This is a genomic window from Arthrobacter liuii (assembly GCF_014639275.1).
GTDB lineage: Bacteria > Actinomycetota > Actinomycetes > Actinomycetales > Micrococcaceae > Arthrobacter > Arthrobacter liuii.
On the sequence record NZ_BMFW01000002.1, the window covers coordinates 158,859 to 179,577 of the forward strand.

At 64.7% G+C, this 20,719-nt stretch carries 17 protein-coding genes; 8 read left to right on the forward strand and 9 right to left on the reverse strand.

Going from position 1 to position 20,719, the window contains the following annotated elements; all coding sequences use genetic code 11:
* Positions 1-7 precede the first annotated feature (7 nt).
* Positions 8-781, reverse strand: coding sequence for a CHRD domain-containing protein (locus IEW19_RS02700; protein ID WP_188570150.1), 774 nt, complete (start codon positions 779-781; stop codon positions 8-10).
* A gap of 229 nt (positions 782-1,010) precedes the next feature.
* Here IEW19_RS02700 and nhaA point away from each other — a divergent pair, with 229 nt between their 5' ends.
* Positions 1,011-2,363, forward strand: coding sequence for a Na+/H+ antiporter NhaA (nhaA, locus tag IEW19_RS02705; protein ID WP_188570151.1), 1,353 nt, complete (start codon positions 1,011-1,013; stop codon positions 2,361-2,363).
* A gap of 18 nt (positions 2,364-2,381) precedes the next feature.
* On the opposite strand, the gene IEW19_RS02710 is transcribed toward nhaA, so the two are convergent.
* The 7 genes from IEW19_RS02710 to IEW19_RS02740 form a co-directional block, all read right to left on the reverse strand.
* Positions 2,382-2,645: a hypothetical protein gene (locus IEW19_RS02710; RefSeq protein ID WP_188570152.1), complete on the reverse strand. Its 264-nt coding sequence runs from the start codon at positions 2,643-2,645 to the stop codon at positions 2,382-2,384.
* Positions 2,646-2,754: 109 nt separating this feature from the next.
* The gene (locus IEW19_RS02715) at positions 2,755-3,912 is read right to left on the reverse strand and encodes an ABC transporter ATP-binding protein (protein WP_188570153.1); all 1,158 of its coding nucleotides are present in this window, start codon (positions 3,910-3,912) and stop codon (positions 2,755-2,757) included.
* Entirely contained in the window at positions 3,909-5,498 is a 1,590-nt protein-coding gene (locus IEW19_RS02720) for an ABC transporter permease (RefSeq protein ID WP_188570154.1), read from the reverse strand. The genes IEW19_RS02715 and IEW19_RS02720 overlap by 4 nt, the downstream gene beginning before the upstream one ends.
* Before the next feature lie 4 nt (positions 5,499-5,502).
* The gene (locus IEW19_RS02725; RefSeq protein WP_188570155.1) at positions 5,503-6,558 is read right to left on the reverse strand and encodes an iron ABC transporter substrate-binding protein; all 1,056 of its coding nucleotides are present in this window, start codon (positions 6,556-6,558) and stop codon (positions 5,503-5,505) included.
* A gap of 229 nt (positions 6,559-6,787) precedes the next feature.
* A complete protein-coding gene (gene ctaD, locus IEW19_RS02730; RefSeq protein ID WP_229748276.1) occupies positions 6,788-8,542 on the reverse strand; it encodes an aa3-type cytochrome oxidase subunit I in 1,755 nt (584 codons plus the stop codon).
* Positions 8,543-8,556: 14 nt separating this feature from the next.
* Entirely contained in the window at positions 8,557-9,414 is an 858-nt protein-coding gene (ctaC, locus tag IEW19_RS02735) for an aa3-type cytochrome oxidase subunit II (RefSeq protein ID WP_188570156.1), read from the reverse strand.
* 225 nt (positions 9,415-9,639) lie between these two features.
* A complete protein-coding gene (locus tag IEW19_RS02740; protein WP_188570157.1) occupies positions 9,640-10,362 on the reverse strand; it encodes a VIT1/CCC1 transporter family protein in 723 nt (240 codons plus the stop codon).
* 302 nt (positions 10,363-10,664) lie between these two features.
* Here IEW19_RS02740 and IEW19_RS02745 point away from each other — a divergent pair, with 302 nt between their 5' ends.
* The 5 genes from IEW19_RS02745 to IEW19_RS02765 all read left to right on the forward strand — a co-directional run bounded on the left by IEW19_RS02745 (position 10,665) and on the right by IEW19_RS02765 (position 17,195).
* Positions 10,665-11,726 carry a LacI family DNA-binding transcriptional regulator gene (locus IEW19_RS02745; protein WP_188570158.1) on the forward strand — a complete coding sequence of 354 codons (1,062 nt, stop codon included), beginning with the start codon at positions 10,665-10,667 and terminating at the stop codon, positions 11,724-11,726.
* 260 nt (positions 11,727-11,986) lie between these two features.
* A complete protein-coding gene (locus IEW19_RS02750) occupies positions 11,987-13,207 on the forward strand; it encodes an ABC transporter substrate-binding protein (RefSeq protein ID WP_229748277.1) in 1,221 nt (406 codons plus the stop codon).
* Complete coding sequence (locus IEW19_RS02755; RefSeq protein WP_229748278.1) at positions 13,197-14,135, forward strand: carbohydrate ABC transporter permease; 939 nt, start codon at positions 13,197-13,199, stop codon at positions 14,133-14,135. Before IEW19_RS02750 ends, IEW19_RS02755 begins: the two co-directional genes overlap by 11 nt.
* On the forward strand, positions 14,132-15,040 hold the full coding sequence (locus tag IEW19_RS02760; protein ID WP_229748279.1) for a carbohydrate ABC transporter permease: 909 nt from the start codon (positions 14,132-14,134) through the stop codon (positions 15,038-15,040). The genes IEW19_RS02755 and IEW19_RS02760 overlap by 4 nt, the downstream gene beginning before the upstream one ends.
* A gap of 34 nt (positions 15,041-15,074) precedes the next feature.
* On the forward strand, positions 15,075-17,195 hold the full coding sequence (locus tag IEW19_RS02765) for a beta-galactosidase (RefSeq protein WP_188570160.1): 2,121 nt from the start codon (positions 15,075-15,077) through the stop codon (positions 17,193-17,195).
* Between the two features lie 140 nt (positions 17,196-17,335).
* Here IEW19_RS02765 and IEW19_RS02770 read toward each other — a convergent pair whose 3' ends face one another.
* Positions 17,336-17,593 carry a hypothetical protein gene (locus IEW19_RS02770; RefSeq protein WP_188570161.1) on the reverse strand — a complete coding sequence of 86 codons (258 nt, stop codon included), beginning with the start codon at positions 17,591-17,593 and terminating at the stop codon, positions 17,336-17,338.
* 279 nt (positions 17,594-17,872) lie between these two features.
* On the opposite strand from IEW19_RS02770, the gene IEW19_RS02775 reads away from it, so the two are divergent.
* Both IEW19_RS02775 and IEW19_RS02780 read left to right on the forward strand, forming a co-directional pair.
* Positions 17,873-19,024 carry a carboxylate-amine ligase gene (locus IEW19_RS02775; protein WP_188570162.1) on the forward strand — a complete coding sequence of 384 codons (1,152 nt, stop codon included), beginning with the start codon at positions 17,873-17,875 and terminating at the stop codon, positions 19,022-19,024.
* 133 nt (positions 19,025-19,157) lie between these two features.
* Positions 19,158-20,666 carry an FAD-binding oxidoreductase gene (locus IEW19_RS02780; protein ID WP_188570163.1) on the forward strand — a complete coding sequence of 503 codons (1,509 nt, stop codon included), beginning with the start codon at positions 19,158-19,160 and terminating at the stop codon, positions 20,664-20,666.
* Positions 20,667-20,719 lie beyond the last annotated feature (53 nt).

Here is a 20,719-nt window from a genome sequence, read left to right on the forward strand (position 1 = left end):
CCGGCGCCTACGCCTCGGATCCGGAGCTGCGGCGGCGGATGAGGTAGGCCCCGCCGGCGACTGCTGCCATGGCCAGGCCGCCGCCCAGGGCGAGGGCACCGGCGTCCGTGCCAGCGGCCTGCTGCGCCACGCCAGTGTCAGCGCTGCCGGCCGGCATCTTCATCTGGCCGGCTTTGAGCGTGCCGCAAAGGGCGGGGGAGGTGGCGGCAAGCGGGAGGCTGGGGACGAGATCGGACTTGGCCGCCTGCCCGGCAGCGCTGAGCGTGGCGGGATCCAACCCGTGGACTACCACGACTGCGGTGCCTGCTTGCAGGGCGGCCTTGGTGTCGGCGTTCAGCTCGAAGGTGCGGTCGATGGTGTAGCTAGCGCCCTGGCCGGCCACCTTGAGGTCCAGGCCGGCGGCGGGGCTCGTGTCGCCGCTGGTGGACAATGTGGTGACGATGCCACCGTAGCTGGGCGCGCCCTCCGTAGTGGAGATCACCCCGTCGCCGTCCTTGTCGGCCGAGGGTGCCGGACAGGTTCCCTGGGCGCCGCCGTGGATGTGCTGGACGTGCGGGTACGGCGCGTTGTTGAAGGTCGGGGCCAGGCCTGAGACCTTCAGGACGGCGTGGGCCTGGTTGCCGGTCACGTCAACCGTGATGGTACCGGAGGCGGAACTGCCGTTGATGCGGGTCAGCGTTGACTGGTAGGTGGTGTCGGCAGCCATGGCGGGAGCGCCCGAGAGGGCGAGGGCGCCTAACGCGAGGGTAGGTACTGCAAGGAAGCGAAGTGTCTTGTTCATCGGAAAGCAATCTCCTCATACAAGTGACGTTCGTCCCAGATGAGGGACACAAGCGGTTCGGTGCCGGAGCCCGGCCGGATGGGGCTTTACGTGAAATGGCCCACAATTTGCTGCACGGCTGCTCCGTTGCGGGCTTCTTCGGCACATGCCGGGCCCGTAGGATGGGTGGAGGTGCGCCGGGAAGTCTGGTCGGCATGGCTTTGTCGAACCCGGATTTAAGGACGCCTGCATGAACCCCACCCCGCCTCCTCCCGGCCGTAACAAGTTTTTCGGCTCCACCGTTTTCGCCCGCGGAAGTTACGCCGAAGCACTCCGGATCGGGGAAATCCTCCGCAAGGAAACGGTGGGCGGCGCACTCCTGGTCATCGCGGCGGTGATCGCCCTGGTCTGGGCCAACTCCCCGGCGTCGGACAGCTACTTTGCCCTCCGCGACTTCACGGTGGGCTATGAGCCGTGGCACCTGGACCTGAGCATGGGGGCCTGGGCGGCTGATGGACTGCTGGCCATCTTCTTTTTCCTCGTGGGCCTGGAACTCAAACGCGAATTCGTGGCCGGTGACCTGCGCCAGCCCAGCAAATCAGTCGTGCCGGTGGCGGCCGCCGTGGGAGGCGTGGCCCTCCCGGCGGTGATCTACGCCCTCGTCAATCTTTCCAGTCCGGAAACACTCCGTGGCTGGGCCATTCCCACGGCCACCGACATCGCCTTCGCCGTGGCTGTCCTGGCGATCATCGGGTCCCATCTGCCCAGCGCCCTGCGGATTTTCCTGCTGACGCTGGCAGTGGTGGACGACCTGATTGCCATCACCATCATCGCCTTCTTCTACTCCAGCGACATCCAGGCCGCCCCGCTCCTCCTGGCGCTTATCCCGCTGGCCCTCTACACGTTCCTGGCGCAGAAGTACCGGCGGTTCTTCGGGCGCCATGCGGCGGCCGCGTGGCTGATCCTGCTGCCGCTGGGCGCCGTGACCTGGGCGCTGGTGCACGCGTCCGGCATCCACGCCACCGTCGCCGGCGTGCTGCTGGGCTTCGCCATCCCCGTCATTCGGTCGCAGGCGTCCGGCGGACCCGGGGCCGGTCCCGGCCTGGCTGAGATCTTCGAGCACCGGTTCCGGCCCTTTTCCGCGGGTATGGCCGTTCCCATCTTCGCGTTCTTCTCTGCGGGAGTCGCGGTCGGCGGATGGGAAGGCCTGGGCTCGGCACTGGCGGACCCGGTAGCGCTGGGCATCATCCTGGGCCTTGTCCTGGGCAAGCCGATTGGCATCATGGGCACCACCTGGGTCCTGACCAAAGCCACCAGGGCCAGCCTGGACAGCTCCTTCAAATGGATCGACGTGTTCGGAGTTGCGCTGCTGGCGGGGATCGGCTTCACCGTTTCCCTGCTGGTGGCAGAGCTCAGCTTCGGCAACGGCAGCCTGCACGACGACCACGCCAAGGTGGGCATCCTGGCCGCATCACTGATCGCCGCGCTGCTGGCCACGGCCGTTCTGCGCACCCGCAACCGCCAATACCGGGCCACCGAAGAGCTGGAGAAGGTGAATTCAGACCACGACGGCGTCCCGGACGTCTATCAGGAACGCACCTGACTCCTTGGTTGGAGGGGGTCAGGCGGTGGCGAGCGGCTTGGCCGGGGCCTGGGGCTTGGGTGGGGCGTCCAGGCCGGCCCGGGCCGGGTCCACGTGGCGGATCTCCAGGGCTTCCGGGTCCAGCAGCTTGCGCGCGCCGGTCCGTGCGTCCAGGATCCAGAAGAGCTCAAGGGCCGGGACGACGTCGGTCACCTTGCCCTTGTGGAAGAGCTTGCCCCTGTGCCACGCCTCTATCTGGTCCCCAATGCGGAGCTGGGCGGTACGTACTCCTTGTGCCTCCATGCGGGCTGCCTCCTGCTGTTGTGTCCCCGTAAGCCATAGCTTGCCGTGGGCAGGTTGCCGGAGTGTTTCTGCCCGGTGTTTTTTCTGTATCGCGTGTGGCTGATGGCGCCTACTCGTCCATCGGGAATGCCACGGCTTCGCCCACAACCCGCAGGCACAGTTCCATGCCGGGCCGGGCGATTGATGCGTTCCAGTGCCGGATGGTGATCACTTCGCCCCCGCCGGGGTAACGGTGGTCGGCGTGCTCGGCCACTTCCTTGGGCACGTTCAGCTTCAGCCGCACCGTGGTTTCGGGGCCAAAGTAGTCCGTGTCCACCACCACGCCGCGGATGGGGCCGTCCTCGGCGATGCGGATCTGTTCGGGGCGGAGCATCAGCTGGACCCGACCCTGCGCCGGCGGCCGCCGCACCGGGATGCCGCCCAGCGAACAGGTGGCCAGGGATCCCTCCAGCCAGGCGTCCAGGATGACGGCGTCACCCAGGAACTCGGCGGTGGCCCGGTCCGCGGGGCGGGTGTACACCACAAAGGGGTTGCCGATCTGGGCCAGCTTGCCGCCGCGCATTACGGCCACCTGGTCGGCGAAGGAGAGCGCCTCGGCCTGGTCGTGGGTGACCAGGATGGTGGTGACGCCGGCCTCGGCCAGGACCTTGGCCACGGCGCGGCGGGTGGCCACGCGCAGCCCTGCATCCAGGGCGGAGAACGGTTCGTCCAGGAGCATCAGCTCCGGTTCGCGGGCCAGCGCCCGGGCCAGGGCGACGCGCTGCTGCTGGCCGCCGGAGAGCTGGTGCGGGCGGCGCTTGGCCATGGCCGCGTCCAGGGACACCATTTCCAGGAGTTCTGCCACGCGGGCAGCAACGGCGCGGCGGCCGCCCTCCAACTTGGCCGGGTTGAGGCCGAAGGCAACATTCTGGCCAACGGTGAGGTGCGGGAAGAGGGCACCGTCCTGGGCCACGTACCCGATTTGCCGCTTATGCGCGGGAAGCCAGGCGCCGTCACCGGCAACGGTGGTCCCGTTCAGCGAAATGGTGCCAGTGTCCGGGTGCTCGAACCCTGCGATGAGGCGCAGGAGCGTGGTCTTGCCGGACCCGGACGGGCCCACGATGGCGGTGGTGCCTCCCTTGGCCACGGACAGGTTGACGCCCTTCAGCACTGCCTGCGATCCGAAGTTCTTGGTGACGTCCGTGATCTGCAGGTGGCTGTTGGTGGTTGCTGCCACGGAGGGCGCCACCCGAGGCTCGGGCAGCCTCCGGGTTGATGGTGCTGTCACTGTCCGGCTACTTTCTTGGACTGTTGGAAGAGGAGATAGGTCATGGGCGCGGAGAGCAGGATCATCAGCAGCGCATAGGGCGCAGCGCCCGCGTAGTCGATTTCGCTGCTCTTGCTCCAGAACTCGGTGGCCAGGGTCTTGGTGCCGTTGGGGGACAGGAGCAAGGTCGCGGTGAGCTCATTGGCGATGGCAAGGAACACCAGGGCTGCACCGCCGGCGGCGGCCGGGGCGGTGAGCCGCAGGGTGACGCGGATGAAGGCCAGCAGCGGCGGCTTGCCCAGGGCCTGGGCTGCCTCATCGAGTTCCTTGGGGGCCTGGGCCAGCCCGGCCCGGAGGTTCACCAGCGCCCGCGGAAGGAACAGGAGCACGTACGCGGCCACCAGTACTCCCGTTGTCTGGTAGATCCCCGGCACTATGCGGATGCTGACCGTGACGAATGCCAGGGCCACCACGATCCCGGGCATGGAGCTGGTGACATAGTTGGACAGTTCCAGGGACTTGCTGAACCAGCCGGGCTTCCGGACCGCGAGGTACGCCATGGGGAAGGCGACCACGATGGTGGCTCCGGCGCCGACCAGGCCGTACCAGAAGGTGGCAAGGAGGGCAGGAAGGAATTCGGATGCGGTCCAGATGTCCGCACCGCCGGCCAGGATCCATTTCAGCACGTAGAAGAGCGGCAGGCCGAACGCCAGGGCGGTCAGCGCCAGCAGGAAGAGCTGGGCCGGGCCCTGGTAGGCGTGCAGCGGGAGCCGCAGCGCCTTACCCTGCACGCCGGACCCGATCCGGGCATAGCGGGCCGTGCCGCGGCTGCGGACCTCGGCCATCAGCAGGAGCAGGCAGAAGAACACCAGCACGCTGGCCAGCATGTTCCCCGCGGCCCCGTTGAAGGTGGAGCGGTACTGGGTCATGATCGCGGTGGTGAAGGTATCGAACCGGATCATGGCGAAAGCGCCGTATTCGGCCAGCAGGTGCAGCCCCACCAGCAGCGCACCGCCCGTCAGGGCAATCCGCAGCTGGGGGAGCACAACCCTGAAGAATGCCCGCCAAGCGCCCAGCCCCAGCGCGGCGGCGGACTGCTCGATGGCCGGGTCCAGCCGGCTTAGGGTGGCTGCCGCCGGGATGTACACCAAGGGGAAGTAGGACAAGGTGGAAATCAGGATCCCCGAGCCCAGGCCGCCCAGCGACGGGATGGCCGAGACCCAGGCGTAGCTGTTCACGAACGCCGGAACGGCCAGCGGCGCGGCCAGCAGCACGGCCCAGATCCGGCGGCCGCGGAGCTTGGTCCGTTCCACCAGCCACGCCCCCGCCACGCCAAGCAGCAGGCACAGCGGGATGGTGGCGGCCATCAGGAGCAGGGTGTTCAACAGCAGTTCGCCCACGCGGGGGCGCAGGATGAGGCCGACGGCGGTGTCCCACCCGGTTGCCACCGTCATGTACGCCACGTACCCCAACGGGACGAGGGAGAAGAGGGCGATCAGCACCGCCAGGACGGACACCGCGGAAACGCCGAAAGGCGGGCGGGGGCTTGTGCCCCGGCCCGCCGTCGTCGTGCTCCGCCTGGGGGGAGCCGATAGATCGGTGGTCACGGAATTACAGTAGTCCGGCCTGGGTCATCAGGTCGCTGACCTTCTGGGAATTGAGCTTCGCGGCGTCGACCTTGGGTGCCTGCAGGTCCTTGATGGGAACCAGTTTGTCGTTGGCAGGCACGTCGGAGCCGATGGCGTATTCGAAGGACGTTCCGTTCTTGAGGACTTCCTGGCCCTTCTTGCCGGTGATGAACTTCAGGAACTGCTGCGCTGCGGCAGCGTTCTTGGAGGACTTAAGCACGCCACCGCCGGAAACGGACAGGAAGGCGCCCGGGTCTTCATTCTTGAAGTAGTACGGCGTGACGTTGTTGGAGTTCTCGCCGGTCTTGGCCTGGTCGCCGTAGTAGTAGTAGTGGTAGATCAGCGCGGCATCCACTTCGCCGGCGTTGACTGCCTTCATGGCCGTGCTGTTGCCCTTGTAGGCCTTGGAGTTGTCCTTCATGGCCTTGAGCCAGTCCTCGGTGGCGCTTTCACCCTTGAGTTCCAGCAGGGCGGAAACGATGGCCTGGAAGTCGGCGCCGGTGGGCGACGCGGCCCAGCGGCCCTTCCACTCCGGCTTGGCCAGGTCAAGCATGGACTTGGGCAGCTGGTCCGCGGTGAGTTTGGTCTTGTTGTACACCAGGACGGTGGAGCGGGCGGCGATGCCCGTCCATTTGCCGGTGGACGGCGAGAACTGGGAGGGGACCTGGGCCAGGGTGTCCTTGTCCACGTCCGCGAACAGCCCGGCGTTCTCCACCTGCGTCATGGCGGGGGAGTTCTCGGTGAGGAACACGTCCGCGGGGGACGCCTGGCCTTCCTGGATGATCTGGTTGGACATCTCAGTGTCATCGCCCTGGCGCACGGTTACCTTGATGCCGGTTTCGGCGGTGAAGGCATCCACCCATTCCTTGGTGAGGCTCTCGTGCTGGGCGTTGTAGACCGTGATCTCGCCCGAGGCGGCGCCCCCGGATGCGGCGGACGAGCCGTTACCGGCAGGGGTGGCGCCGCCGCAGGCGGTCAGGCCGAGAGCTGCGGTGGCGGCGAGTGCGATGCCTGCCAGCGCGCTGTTGCGGATCTTCATTGAGGCTGCTTTCGGTGGGGAAAAAGTCTGCTTGAACCTAAAGTCCTAATAGGAAACGTAAACGTTGCCTATGTCAGGAAACTGTAGGGTAGGCAAACCTAAGCTCCAAGCCAAAAAGCGGTTTAAGTGACAAGGTTCACATCAATTACGCAAACATGGCGTGACGTAATTCGGTCCGATCGGAGGCCATGGGCCTGGAGTGATCGCCCCGAGCAGTGATGTGGTGTCGCTACTTGTTCGGGTTGGGGTCGTGGACGTCGTGCTCCCCGATGTCAGCCGCGCCCAGGACGCTTTCCGCAGGGGCAGCTTCCGACGGATGGAGTCGGACGCTCAGTTCGGGATGGTGCAGGTCCAGTGCGGGCCGTTCTGAACGGATCCGGGGCAGGGACGTGAAGTTGTGGCGCGGCGGCGGGCAGGACGTGGCCCACTCCAGCGAGGCGCCGAAGCCCCAGGGGTCGTCCACGGTGACCTTCTTCCCGGCACGCCACGTGATGAAGACGTTCCAGAAGAACGGGATCAGGGAAGCGCCCAGCAGATATGAGCCAACAGTGGAGAACTGGTTCATGAAGGTGAAGTTGTCCTCCGGCATGTAGTCCGCGTACCGCCGCGGCATGCCCAGGACGCCCAGCCAGTGCTGGATCAGGAACGTGGCGTGGAAGCCCAGGAAGAGCATCCAGAAGTGGATCTTGCCCAGGCGCTCGTTGAGCATGGTGCCGGTGAACTTGGGCCACCAGAAGTAGAACCCGGCGAACATGGCGAACACCACGGTGCCGAACACCACGTAGTGGAAGTGCGCCACCACGAAGTAGGAGTCCGAAACGTGGAAGTCCATGGGCGGCGAGGCCAGGATGATGCCGGTGAGGCCACCGAAGAGGAAGGTGGCAAGGAATCCCATGCTCCACAGCATGGGGGTTTCGAAGGTCAGCGATCCGCCCCACATGGTGCCGATCCAGTTGAAGAACTTCACGCCGGTGGGCACCGCGATGAGCATGGTCATGAAGGCGAAGAACGGCAGGAAAATTGCACCCGTGACGTACATGTGGTGGGCCCACACCGTCACCGAAAGGGCCGCAATGGCGATGGTGGCGTACACAATGCCTTTGTAGCCGAACAGGGGTTTGCGGCTGAACACCGGGAAAATCTCGGAGACGATGCCGAAGAACGGCAGCGCAATGATGTACACCTCCGGGTGGCCGAAGAACCAGAACAGGTGCTGCCAGAGAATCGCTCCGCCGTTGGCTGGATCGAAGATATGGGCACCGAACTTGCGGTCCGCGCCAAGGGCGAACAGGGCGGCGGCCAGCGGCGGGAACGCCATGAGCACCAGGATGGCGGTGACCAGGGTGTTCCAGGTGAAGATGGGCATCCGCCACATGGTGAGCCCCGGAGCGCGCATGCAGATGATGGTGGTGATGAAGTTGACCGAGCCGAGGATGGTACCGAAGCCGGACAGCGCCAGGCCGAAGACCCACAGGTCACCGCCGATGCCGGGGGTGAATGTGGTGTTGGACAGCGGCGCGTAGGCAAACCAGCCAAAGGACGCCGCGCCCTGCGGGGTGATGAAGCCGGACACCGCGATGGTGGAACCGAACAGGAAGAACCAGAACGCCAGGGCGTTAAGTCGGGGGAACGCCACGTCCGGGGCGCCGATCTGCAGCGGCATGATCACGTTGGCGAACCCGGCGAACAGCGGGGTGGCGAACATCAGCAGCATGATGGTGCCGTGCATGGTGAAGAGCTGGTTGTACTGTTCCTTGGTCTGCAGGATCTGCATGCCGGGCTCAAACAGTTCGGCGCGGATCAGCAGCGCCATCACACCGCCCAGGCAGAAGAACACGAACGACGCAATCAGGTACATGTAGCCGATGGTTTTGTGGTCGGTGGAGGTGATCCAGTTGACCACCATGGTGCCTTTGGGGCGCCGGACCACTGCCGGCGCCGCGGTGGCCGCGGCTCCACCCATTCTCTGGCCTGTGGTGGTCATTGCGGTGCCGTCCTTTACTCTGCTGGTTCCAGGGCCTGGGGGGCCGGGGCCGATTGCGGGTTCCTGACGTAGTCCTCGCCCAGGTTGCCGGTGTTGCCCTTTGCCTTCAGGTCCGCCATGTGGCTGTCGTAATCCTGCTGGCTCACCACCCGGACCTTGAAAAGCATCTCGGAGTGGTACTCGCCGCACAGTTCTGCGCACTTGCCCATGTATTCGCCCACGCGGTTTGGGGTGATGCTGATGTATGGGTTGTACTGTTCGTGGCCCGGATACAGGTCGCGCTTCTGCAGGAAATCCACCACCCAGAAGGAATGCTGCACGTCACGGGACTGGAGGTGTAGTTCCACCTTTTTCCCCACCGGAAGGTAGAGCGTGGGCAGCCGGTCCGGGGTGCCCCAGTCGCCGGTCAGGTGGGCCTGCTGCCCGGCATCCTCGTGAACCTGTTCCTTGACGTAGTTGAAATCCCAGGACCACTGTTTGCCGAAGACGTCGATCACGACGTCCGGGTTGGCGTAGCGCTCATCGATGGCCCGCTGTTCCCGGTCCGTGAAGACGAACAGGACGCCGATAACGATCAGCGGGATGGCCAGGTAGAAAACTTCAAGGGGGAGGTTGTAGCTCAATTGCGGGGGGAACCCCACGGTGTTCTTCCTGCGCCGGTACGCCACGATGACCCAGATCATCAGTCCCCAGGTGATGATGCCCACCACCAGCGCGGCGATCCAGGAGTTGACCCACAGGTCCGTGATCAATTGGGTGTTGTTCGTGGTGTCGCGGTTTCCCGGAAGGAAGCCGCGGGAGACTTCGGCGGAGCATGAGGCCAGTGCCGGCAGGGCAAGAACGCCTGCGGCCAGCGCTGCGAAGCGCCGCATGCTGTGGTTTCTCAATGGTTTCTTACCCACCCGCGGTCCCTCCGGCATGCTTCAGGAGCCCAACTGCATGAGCCCGCCACCAGCCCGTAAGCCAGCAGTTGTGAGCCCACCCTACGCCCGGGAGGACGCTGATGGAAGAGGTTTTGCCGCGGCCGGGAAGGCGCCGGGAACGGATTCCAGGAGTCCGCACAGGCCACCGAAGTGGGCGGCCCCGGGTAGGGGCTGCTAGGCGATGCCGGTGGTGCCCAGCAGGCTTCCCACCGCGAACGTGAAGGCCATGGCCAATGCCCCGCCCACCACCAGCCGGATGGTTGCCTTGCGCTTGGAGCTTCCACCGATCTTGGCGCTGACGCTGCCGGTCAGGGCGAGCGCCAGGATGACCGCAGCGAACGTGACCGGGATACGAACTTGTTCAGGCGGGAAAATGATCGCCAGCATGGGCAGCACGGCCCCGACGGTGAAGGCGATGGCCGAGGCAAAGGCAGCGTGCCAGGGGCTGGCCACCTCCTCCTCGTCAATGTTCAGTTCAGCGGACAGGTGGGCCTTCAATGCGTCCTTTGCCGTCAGCTCCTCGGCAACGGTCCGCGCGGTGGCTTCGCTGAGTCCCTTGGCCTGGTAGATGTGGGCCAGTTCTGCCAGTTCGCCGTCGGGATCGTCCCGGAGCTCCTGGCGTTCCTTCTCGATCAGCGCCCGCTGGCTGTCACTCTGGCTGCTCACGGAGACATATTCGCCCAAGGCCATGGAGACGGCTCCGCCCACTACCGCCGCGGTGCCTGCCACGAGGATCGGCGACAGGTCGTTGGTTACGCCAGCGACGCCCACCACGGTTGCCGCGACGGAGACGATGCCGTCGTTGGCGCCGAGGACACCCGCGCGCAGCCAGTTCAGGCGCGCGGCCACGCTGCTGTCGTGGGGTTCGTTGTGGCTCAGTTTGAGGGTTTCAGACATGTTGGCAGTAAACCACCGCCCGGATCCCGGTGCCACGAAGGTTTGCATCCCCTAACACGGCGTCGCGGCGAGGGATAGGGCCGTCCTCAAGCGGCAGAGACTTTGAACTGCAGGAGCGCCAGTTGCCCGCCGGGACGACGCACTGGTCCGTGGGAGGTACACAGGTGGGGCCGGGGGTCCCGGTGGGGCAGGGGAAGCACGGGGGCACAACTCGCCTCTCCCGACCCTCCACATAACAAAGGGGTTACGAAGGCGCTTTATCGGGTTGACAGCGTTGTCAGACTGAGAGTTAGATCACAGTCATGAATGACAGCGTTGTCGAAATCGGATCGCGGGCGGGCGCTCTTCCGCCGGCCACTGCCCGCCTGTCCGACGTCGCAGCCCACGCGGGTGTCTCGACCAAGACGGTCTCGCGGGTAGTAAACAATGAACCGAACGTTCGACCCCAGGTTCGCGAGCGGGTCATGCTTTCAGTCGTGACCCTGGGGTACCGCCCGAACGCAGCGGCGCGCGCACTCGTGACGCAGCGTACCCACCAGATCGGGCTTATCACGACGGCGAGTTCCCTGTATGGTCCCACTGCGGGACTTTTCAGCCTGGAACAGGCGGCATGGAAAGCCGGTTATGCCCTGACGCTCACAACCGTCCGGGAGCCGTCCGAGGGCGAACTTGCAGAAGCGATCCGGTACCTGCTGGCGCGAGGCGTGGAGGGTGTGATCATTTCCGGCGCCACCGGGGTCCTCCACTTGGCACCGTCGGCACTCGCCGGCATGCCTGTTGTCAGTACCAGTCCTGTTTCCGACGCGGCACCTAATCACGTGGTTGTCGACACGGACCAGTCCATGGGCGCAAGGGCTGCGGTGCGTCACCTGTACGACTTGGGTCACAGGCGGATTGCCCACATTGCAGGCCCGCTCAGTTGGCATGCGGCCGTCCAGCGCCGCGACGGGTGGCTCCGGGGAATGAAGGACGCGGGCCTTGAGCCGGGCCCGGTCGTCGAGGGTGATTGGTCAGCAAAATCCGGACACGAGGCAGCCTTCTCACTTGATCGAGCCGAAGTGACCGCGGTATTCGTCGCAAACGACCATATGGCCATGGGGGCCATTCGCGCATTCACCGAGAAGGGCATCCAGGTGCCGGGCGACATGTCAGTAGTCGGCTTCGATGACGTTCCCGAGGCCGCCTATCAGATGGTGCCCCTTACGACGGTCCGCCAGGACTTCGTGGCCGGCGCCGAACGTTCTGTCCGCGAACTTGTCCAGCTGATTGAAAACCAACCTATCGAGACCACCAGCATCTACCTACCCACAGAGCTCATCGTCCGGGACTCAACAGCCTCTGTCATTGCCTTGGATACTGCCTGAAACCCCACATATTCCTGCTGGAAGGAACATCACCGCGTGTTCCCGGGGGCAGCGGCGCCCCGACCCCGCAGGCAAATGCCGCGCACCATCACACCGCTTCGAAGAAAGTTGAAATCATGACACGAGAAGTTTCACGTCGTTCGATCCTTGCCGCAATTCCTCTTGCTGCCCTTGGTGTTAGCGCTCTCACTGCCTGCAGCGGTGGTGGTGGGTCGGCGGCTGCCGGGGCCCCGGTCTCACAGGCGGACATTGACGCCGCAATGAAGAAGGATACGAAACTGGCCTTCTGGACCTGGGTGCCGGATATACAGAAGGAAGTGGATCTGTTCCAGGCGAAATACCCGGCGGTGAAGGTCGAAGTAGTCAATGTCGGGCAGGGTGGGGCCCACTACCAGAAGCTTCGGGCGGCAATCCAAGCGGGGAAGGGTGCCCCTGACGTTGTGCAGATGGAGTTCGACAAACTGCCTTCATTCACACTGACCGACAGTCTCCTGGACCTCACGCCTTACGGGATCGGAGAACTGAAGTCTGACTACCCAGGCTGGGTCTGGGGTGGTGTTACCCCTGGCGGCAAGGGAATTTATGGCGTACCCCAGGACACCGGCCCCATGGGAATGCTGTACCGCGAAGACCTATTCACTGCCGCCGGACTCACGGTGCCCAAGACGTGGGACGAGTTCGCGGCGGCAGTAACGGCCTACCGCGGTAAGAACGCATCGAGCATGCTCACCAACTGGGCGCCGAGCTCTGAAGCGAACATGCTGGCCCTCTTTTGGCAGGCCGGGGGGCGCCCCTTCTCCTTCGATGGCGCAAAGAACGTCAAGATCAACCTCACCGGAGATGCCGCCTGCAAGAAGGTCACCGCATACTGGAACGATCTCTTCAAATCCGGCAACATCGGCAATGAACCTGACTTCGCCGATGCTTGGTATCAAGGGCTGAACAACGGAAAGTACGCTGCCTGGCTTACAGGAGCTTGGGGCCCGGTCTTCCTGCAGGGAACTGCAAAGAGCACGGCGGGCAAGTGGCGTGTGGCGCCGTTGCCGCAGTGGGACTCCTCCAGCCCGGCGAGCGGCAACTACGGTGGTTCCACCGACGCGGTTCTGAAGTCCAGCCAGAACCCTATTGCTGCGGCCATGCTCGCCCGATTCGTAAATACGGACGAAAAAGCGGCGCTGACCCTGGCCAATGAACAGTTCCTCTTCCCGCCATCAACCAAAACCCTCAACAACCCCGCCTTCGCTGACGCTTCTGCCAGCTTCTATGGTGGCCAGAAAGTCAATAAGCAGTTCACAGACATTTCCGCGACTGTCCAGGAGGGGTTCCAATTCCTGCCCTTCAACGACTACGCCGCCTCCAGCTACGACAAGACCATGGGGAAGGCGATCGGCGACCGGGGCGACCTGAATGCAGCATTGTCCGCTTGGCAGGACGACCTGGTGCAGTACGCCAAGGGTCAGGGATTCACCGTTGCGAGCTGAAACCTTAACCCAGGAAGCGCCGCTGCGCCAGCATAAGAAGAAGGTGAACATCGCGAAGCGGCGCCAATACGCGGCCGCCTACGCTTTGTCGATGCCGTTCATGGTCATGTTCGCGTTGATGATCGCCGTCCCCCTGTTCTACGCCGGATATCTTTCCTTCTTCAAGAAACAGCTCATCGGCGGTGTTTCATTCGTGGGCATGGACAACTACGTCCGTGCCCTGACCGACCCGTCCTTCCTGGGCGGCGTGGGGCGCATGGCGTTGTTCCTTGTCATCCAGGTCCCGATCATGCTTGGCCTTTCCCTGCTCTTCGCCCTCATCCTGGACAGCGGAATGCTGCGCCTGCAACGGTTCATCCGGCTCGGCGTCTTTCTGCCCTACGCCATTCCCAGCGTGATTGCGACCTTGATGTGGGGCTACCTGTACGGGAAAGACTTCGGACCGTTTGCGCAACTGGCCAAGGCGTTGGGGCTTCCGGCGCCGGATTTCCTCGCCGGGGGCAACGTCCTGTTCTCGATCATGAACATCGTCACCTGGGGATTCGTCGGGTACAACATGATCGTCATGTACGCCGCCCTCAGGTCCATTCCCGCTGAACTGTACGAAGCCGCTCGCGTGGACGGCGCCAGCGAATGGAGACTGGCATGGTCGATCAAGATACCCGCCATCCGGGGCGCATTGCTGCTGACCACGATCTTCTCCGTCATCGGGTCGTTCCAACTTTTCAATGAACCCAATCTCCTGCGCGTCATCGCGCCGGCGGCGATCGGACAGGACTACACGCCGAATATGTACGCCTTTCAGCTGTCCTTCGTGAACCAGGATTCGAACTATGCCGCCGCAATTGCTTTCCTCCTGGGGATAGTGATCATGGCGGTCAGCTACGTGGTCCAACTGACTGCCAACAGGAAGGAGAGGGCCTCTTGACCGCCACACTCGCTGACCAGGTGGCGGCGCGAAGCAATGCGGGGAGCCCGCAGCGGCGCCGGCGGTCGGGCAAGAGCACGCTCCTGACCGTCGTCATGCTGTTGTGCCTGGTGTATTTCCTGCTGCCCATCTTCTGGCTTGTGGTTGCCTCGACGAAGGCGAACGAGGACCTGTTCAGCAGTTTCGGCCTCTGGTTCTCCAATATGAACCTGGCCGAGAACCTGCACAACGTCTTCACCTTCCAGGACGGAGTCTTCGGCCACTGGATGATCAACAGCCTGATGTACGCGATCGCCAGTGGCTTTGGTGCGTCAGCACTGGCCACTGCTGCCGGATACGCCTTCGCGAAGTACAGGTTCCCCGGAGGGAACGCGATGTTCACCATCGTGCTCGGGGCCGTAATGATCCCGATGACGGCGCTGGCCATCCCCACCTACCTGCTCTTTGCAGGTGCGAACCTGACCAACACCGTGTGGGCTGTGATCCTGCCTTCGCTGGTGAGCCCGTTTGGCGTCTATCTCATGCGGGTCTACGCCGCCGACGCTGTCCCGGATTCACTCATCGAAGCGGCACGCGTTGACGGCGCCGGGGAAATGCGGATCTTCCTGCAGATCGTCCTGCGGCTCCTTGTACCCGGCTCCATCACGGTGCTGCTCTTCACACTCGTGGCCAGCTGGAACAACTATTTCCTGCCCCTGATCATGCTCAACAGCCCCGAGCTGTTCCCGCTCCCGGTGGGACTGGCCCAGTGGCAGGCGGCCTCTGCGGCCGGATCAGGTTCCCAGGCGCTTTTCTCCACCGTCATCACAGGGTCCCTGGTTTCGGTGTTGCCGCTCATGGCCGCCTTCCTGTTCCTTCAGCGCTACTGGCAGTCCGGCCTGGGCAGCGGCGCCGTCAAAGCCTGACCCCTTCCCCTCTCCTGAACGAAAGAACTAATCCATGTCTGAACGACCCAATAAAGTGCTCTTCGGTGCGGCGTACTACCACGAATACCAGCCGTCCCCCCGCCTGGAGGAGGACCTGGACCTCATGGCTGCAGCCCACATGACCGTCATCCGAGTCGGTGAATCCACCTGGTCCCAATGGGAGCCCGAGGACGGCCGGTTTGACCTGGAGTGGATGACCCCCGTCCTTGACGGCGCCCACCAGCGCGGCATCTCCATCATCCTGGGCACCCCAACCTACGCGGTGCCCATGTGGCTCGCCCGCCGCTACCCAGAGATCGCCGCGGAAACCCGCACCGGACAGCCCCTGGGCTGGGGGGCACGCCAGGAAGTGGACTACACCCACCCCGCCTTCAAGTTCCACGCCGAACGCGTTATCCGCAAAATCATAGGGCGGTTCGCCTCGCACCCGGCCATCATCGGCTACCAGGTCGACAACGAGCCCGGCCTGCTCTCATTCCACAACCGGGGCGTCTTCCAGCGGTTCACCGACGAACTCAGGCAACGATACGGAACGGTGGAGAACCTCAACAAGGAGTGGGGCCTGGTCTACTGGTCCCACCAGCTTTCCACCTGGGCTGACCTGTGGACGCCCGACAACAACGCCCAACCCCAGTACGACCTCGCTTGGCGGCAATTCCAGGCAAAGCTAACCACCGAATACCTCACCTGGCAGGCATCCATCGTGCGTGAATACGCCACGCCGGAGCAGTTCGTGACCACCTGCATCGCCTACGACCGGCCCTCCCAGCATGACGAGGACATGACCCGGTCCTTCGACATCACGGCAGGCAACCCGTACTACGCCATGCAGGACGCCCTCGCAGTCCCTCACAGCAGCGACCCGCCGCAGGGCTGGGCTACTTCCGGCGCCTGGACCCTGTTTCAGAGCGGGGACCGGATGTACTCCTCAAAGCAGGCCCCCTTCCTGGTCACTGAAACCAACGCCGGCGCCATCGGGGGATCCGCAATGCAGTACCCCGCATTCGACGGGCAATGGCGGCAGGCAGCTTACGCATTCATCTCACGTGGCGCAGAAATGATCGAGTACTGGCATTGGGCCACCAACCATTACGGCACCGAAACCTACTGGATTGGCGTCCTCCCTCACGACCAGAAACCGGGACGGGTCTACCATGAACTCGCGCAACTGGGCGAGGAACTGCAAGCAGCAGGGAGCGCACTGACCGGACTCACCCCGGATGCCCGCATCGGAATGATCTACTCCAACGACTCCAAGTGGGCCCTCGCCGGCCAGCCTTGCTTCCTCCTGGAACCTCCCATGACAGGAGACGAACGCTCTTACCAGAAGATCTTCGAAGCCTTCTACCGCGGTGCCCATAACGCCGGGGTGCCGGTTCGGATCCTCCATGACACCCAGATCAGCGGCCCGCAAGGCAACCTCCTCGACCCGGCTCAGGTAGCGAAGGAGTTGCCCGTGATCATCGCCGCCGGGCTCTACATCGCTGATGACACCCTGCTCGAATGGCTGAACGCCTATGCCCGAGCCGGCGGACACCTCGTGCTCGGAATGCGCACCGCCTATGCCGACCAGGAGGCAAGGGCACGCCTCGACGTCAAACCCGCAAGGTTGGACGCGGGTGTCACCTACCAGGAGTTCTCCCAGATCCAGCTGCCGCTGGAAGTCGAAGCGTCCGGAGAGCTCCCACTCTCCTCCGAGGCCCGCGCCACCCGCTGGGTCGACTACCTCCAGCCCGGAGAGGCCAGGGTACTTGCCCGTTACACCCATCCGCAGTTCGGGCAGTATGCCGCCGTCACCACAGCTGCAACTGGAGCTGGACGGATCATCACGGTCGGGACCCTGCCCGACGACACACTGGCCGCCGACCTCATCCGCTGGCTGGCCCCCGACAACGCAACAACCTTTTGGGGCGAGCTGCCCGCGGGCGTTACTGCGAATTCAGCGACCGCGGCTGACGGCTCACGGATCCACTTCCTTCACAACTGGGGTTGGGACCCGGTGACGACGGCGGCCCCGGCGCCCATGCAGGACCTGCTCGATCCGGACGTTGGCAACTTGGAAAAAATCGAACTCGGGCCGTGGGATGTACGAGTTCTGCGGGAAGGCAAGGGAAGGCAACCCGTCGACTCCTGATCCTGCCGCCCGCTGCGGCGGGAAGAAACCCTTCCCCGGCCCCGACATGGCGCCGGGGAAGGATGGGCCGCCATAAAACATGCGGGCCACATCAAGCACCGCGCCGCTCCAGGACAGCAGCGCGCCCGGGCAGGGGGTGGTCAGGCGACGGCGGGGTAGCTGCTGAGGATGTAGTCGGCGGCGGCGGGGCCGGTCATCCGGAGCCTGGAGTTCCGGACGTCCACGCCGCAGCGCAGCATCCCGGCACGGAACGCCTGGTCTGGCTTCGGTGTCAGCCCGTGCAGTGCCGCCCAGCTGACATAGAGGCCGTAGAGGCAGTCGGGACCAAGGGGGAAATCACTGGAAGGATCGGAAGTGGTTGCTTCATCAAGGAATTGTTGGAACTGCGAGGACGCCATTGCGTGTCTTTTCCGCTTCTGCATAATTTGCCGCCGGTGGACGACAGCAGCTGCTCTTACCGGCCCTGCGCAGAAGTTCCGGGGAGGGCGGGCCATGATTCCCGTCACGGTTTCCAATCTACGCGTGGGCAACCGCCAAGTACAGCCGGAATGCTCGCCGCTACCCCTTCACACGGATTGATAAGGCCGCCTATCATAATGTTCCCCTTCGGCGGCGGCCAACGCGCGCAGTGATCGGGCAGAACTTGCAGCGAGGCAAGGGGATTGGGGACGACGGCGATGGACACTTACGGCAATGACGGCACCGGTGGCGCGGGTGCGGGCAGGCGGACGTTCGGCATCGAAGAGGAGCTGCTCCTGGTGGATCCCGGAACAGGTGAAGCCGTACCGCTGGCAGGTGCCCTTTTGGACCTGTACGTCCGCCCATTGGAAGCCGGCACCGGCCCCGTCCTGGCAGCTGAGTTCCAGCAGGAAATGATCGAGGTGGTCACCCCGCCGCACGCCACCCTGGCACGGCTTGAGCGGGACATCATGGCCGGCCGGGCCATCGCCCGACAGGCAGCCGAGGACGTCGGCGTCAGGGTGGCCGCGCTGGGCACCTCGCCGCTTCCTGCCGATCCACACCCCGTGCAGCTCCGAAGGTTCCGGGCGATGACGGAGGAATACGGGCTGACCGCCAGGGAACAGCTCACCTGCGGCTGCCACATCCACGTCTCGGTGGAGTCACCGGCTGAAGCCGTTGCCGTGCTGGACCGGACGCGGAACTGGCTGCCGGTACTCATCGCGCTCAGTGCCAACTCCCCGTTCTGGCACGGCGAGGACAGCGGCTACGCCAGCTACCGCTCCCAGGTGTGGAACCGCTGGCCCTCCGCGGGCCCGCTGGAAATCCTGGGTACCCCGGACGCGTACCACCAGCTGGTCCACGACATGGTGAGCACCGGCGTCGCCATGGACGAGGGCATGATCTATTTTGACGCCCGCCTCTCACGGCACTATCCCACCGTCGAGATCCGCCTTGCCGATGTGTGCCTGCGGCCGGGGAACACGGTGCTGCTGGCCGGACTTGCCAGGGCTCTGGTGGAAACGGCTGCCCGTGAATGGCGGGAAGGCACCGAGCCGGTGGCTGTCCCGTCGGCGCTGCTCCGGCTGGCCGGTTGGAAGGCCAGCCGCTGGGGTCTGCGGGGCGAGCTGCTGGATCCGCAAACGCACCGCCCGGCGCCCGCGCTCGCCGTCGTGAATTCGCTGCTGAACCACGTCCGTGGCGCACTGGAGGACAGCGGGGACCTGCGCCGGGTGGAGGAACTGCTGGACGGGCTGCTCGCGGAGGGCACCGGCGCCGTCCGGCAGATGGAGGTGCTGCACCGGACCGGGGACCTGGAGGCGGTGGTGGAGGACGCGGCAAACTGCACGCTCTCCACGTACCGGCTGTAGTACCAACCGCGGGCCCCTTGACCCTCTTAAAGCCTGGGCGTATACCGAAAGAATCATCATGCTGGCCCCCGCTGGGCCCTGTATGGAGCTGGCACGCACTCTGGTCTTCGAAGCAAAAAAATCTGGAGTTGTGATGGGTAGCGATCGCTTTGACGTACTCCGCGAACAGGTCCGCGGACAGGTTATCGAAGAGGACGACGCCGAGTACGACGCCGCTCGGCTTGTGTTTAACGGGATGATCAACCGTCATCCCGCTGCAGTGCTGCGGGTCTCCCAGGTGGCCGACGTCATGGCCGCCGTCCGGTTTGCCCGTGGCCTGGACATCGAGGTCGCTTTGCGCGGCGGCGGGCACAGCGCCCCGGGGTTTGGAACGGTGGACGGCGGCCTGGTCCTTGATTTCTCGGCCCGCCGGGGAGTGCGCGTCGACCCCGCGGCAAGGTTGGCCCGAGTGGAGCCTGGCGCCACGTGGGCAGACTACAACCACGCCACCCACGCGTTCGGGCTGGCCAGCACGGGCGGTATCGTCGGCTCGACCGGTGTTGCCGGACTCACCCTGGGCGGCGGCATCGGATACCTGTCCCGGAAGTACGGGCTGGCGTGCGACAACCTCGTGTCAGCTGACGTGGTCCTTGCCGACGGAACCTTTGTTACGGCGAGCGAAGCAGAAAATGTCGACCTCTTCTGGGCGCTCCGCGGCGGAAGCGGGAACTTCGGTGTGGTCACGTCGATGGAATTCCGCCTGCACCCGGTGGACATGGTCCACATCGGGATCATATTCTTCGACGCCACGCTCGGAGCCCAGGTGGGTGCGGCCTACCGCGAATGGATTGCCGCCGAACCCGAGGAAATGGGCGCCTTCCTGGGATTCCATCGAGGCCCTCCGGTTCCTTTCCTCCCCGAGGAATGGCATGGGAAGCCCGTAGCCGTGATTGCCGGCATGTGGACGGGCGATCTCGACGCCGGCCCCGCCCACTGGCAGGCCATGCTGGACGCCGGACCTGTGCTGGGAAGCTTCTTTGCACCGATGCCGTACCCGGCGCTCAACATCATGTTCGACGGGCTGAGCGGCATCCCCGGGCTGCAGGGCTACTGGAAGGCGGACTTCCTTCGCACCCTCAGCGATGACGCGCTCCGCACCGCAGTCCACTACGCTCCGGGTATTCCCGGCGTGCACTCCGCCAACCACTTCTATCCGATCGACGGGGCCGTCCAGCGGGTGGCACCCGAAGCGACCGCCTTCGCCTACCGTGACGTGAACTTCTCGCCTGTCATCGCCGGCCAGTGGCCCGAGCCGTCGGAGAACGAAAAGAACATCGCCTGGGTCCGCGACTACTGGGGCGCACTCCACGAGTTTTCCGAGCCCGGCGGCTACCTGAACTTCCAGGACGCCGATGACCAGTCCCGGATCGAGGACACCCTGGGGTCAAACTATGCGCGGCTTGCCGAACTCAAGGCCAAGTACGACCCCGACAATTTCTTCCACGTCAACCAGAACATCAAGCCCGCCGTAGCCGGGGCCGCGCAGGCCGCCGTCCCCGTACAGCAGCCGGCCGTGCTGCAGGCCGAAGCTGTGCCGGAGGAAGCACGGCAACGGGAAGCTGCGCCACCGGATGCGAATCCAGCCGAGGGGGCCGCAACCTAGCAAGGCCCGCCAGGCGCAACGCCAGGCCGGGAACCCGGTCCGGAGCGGACGCC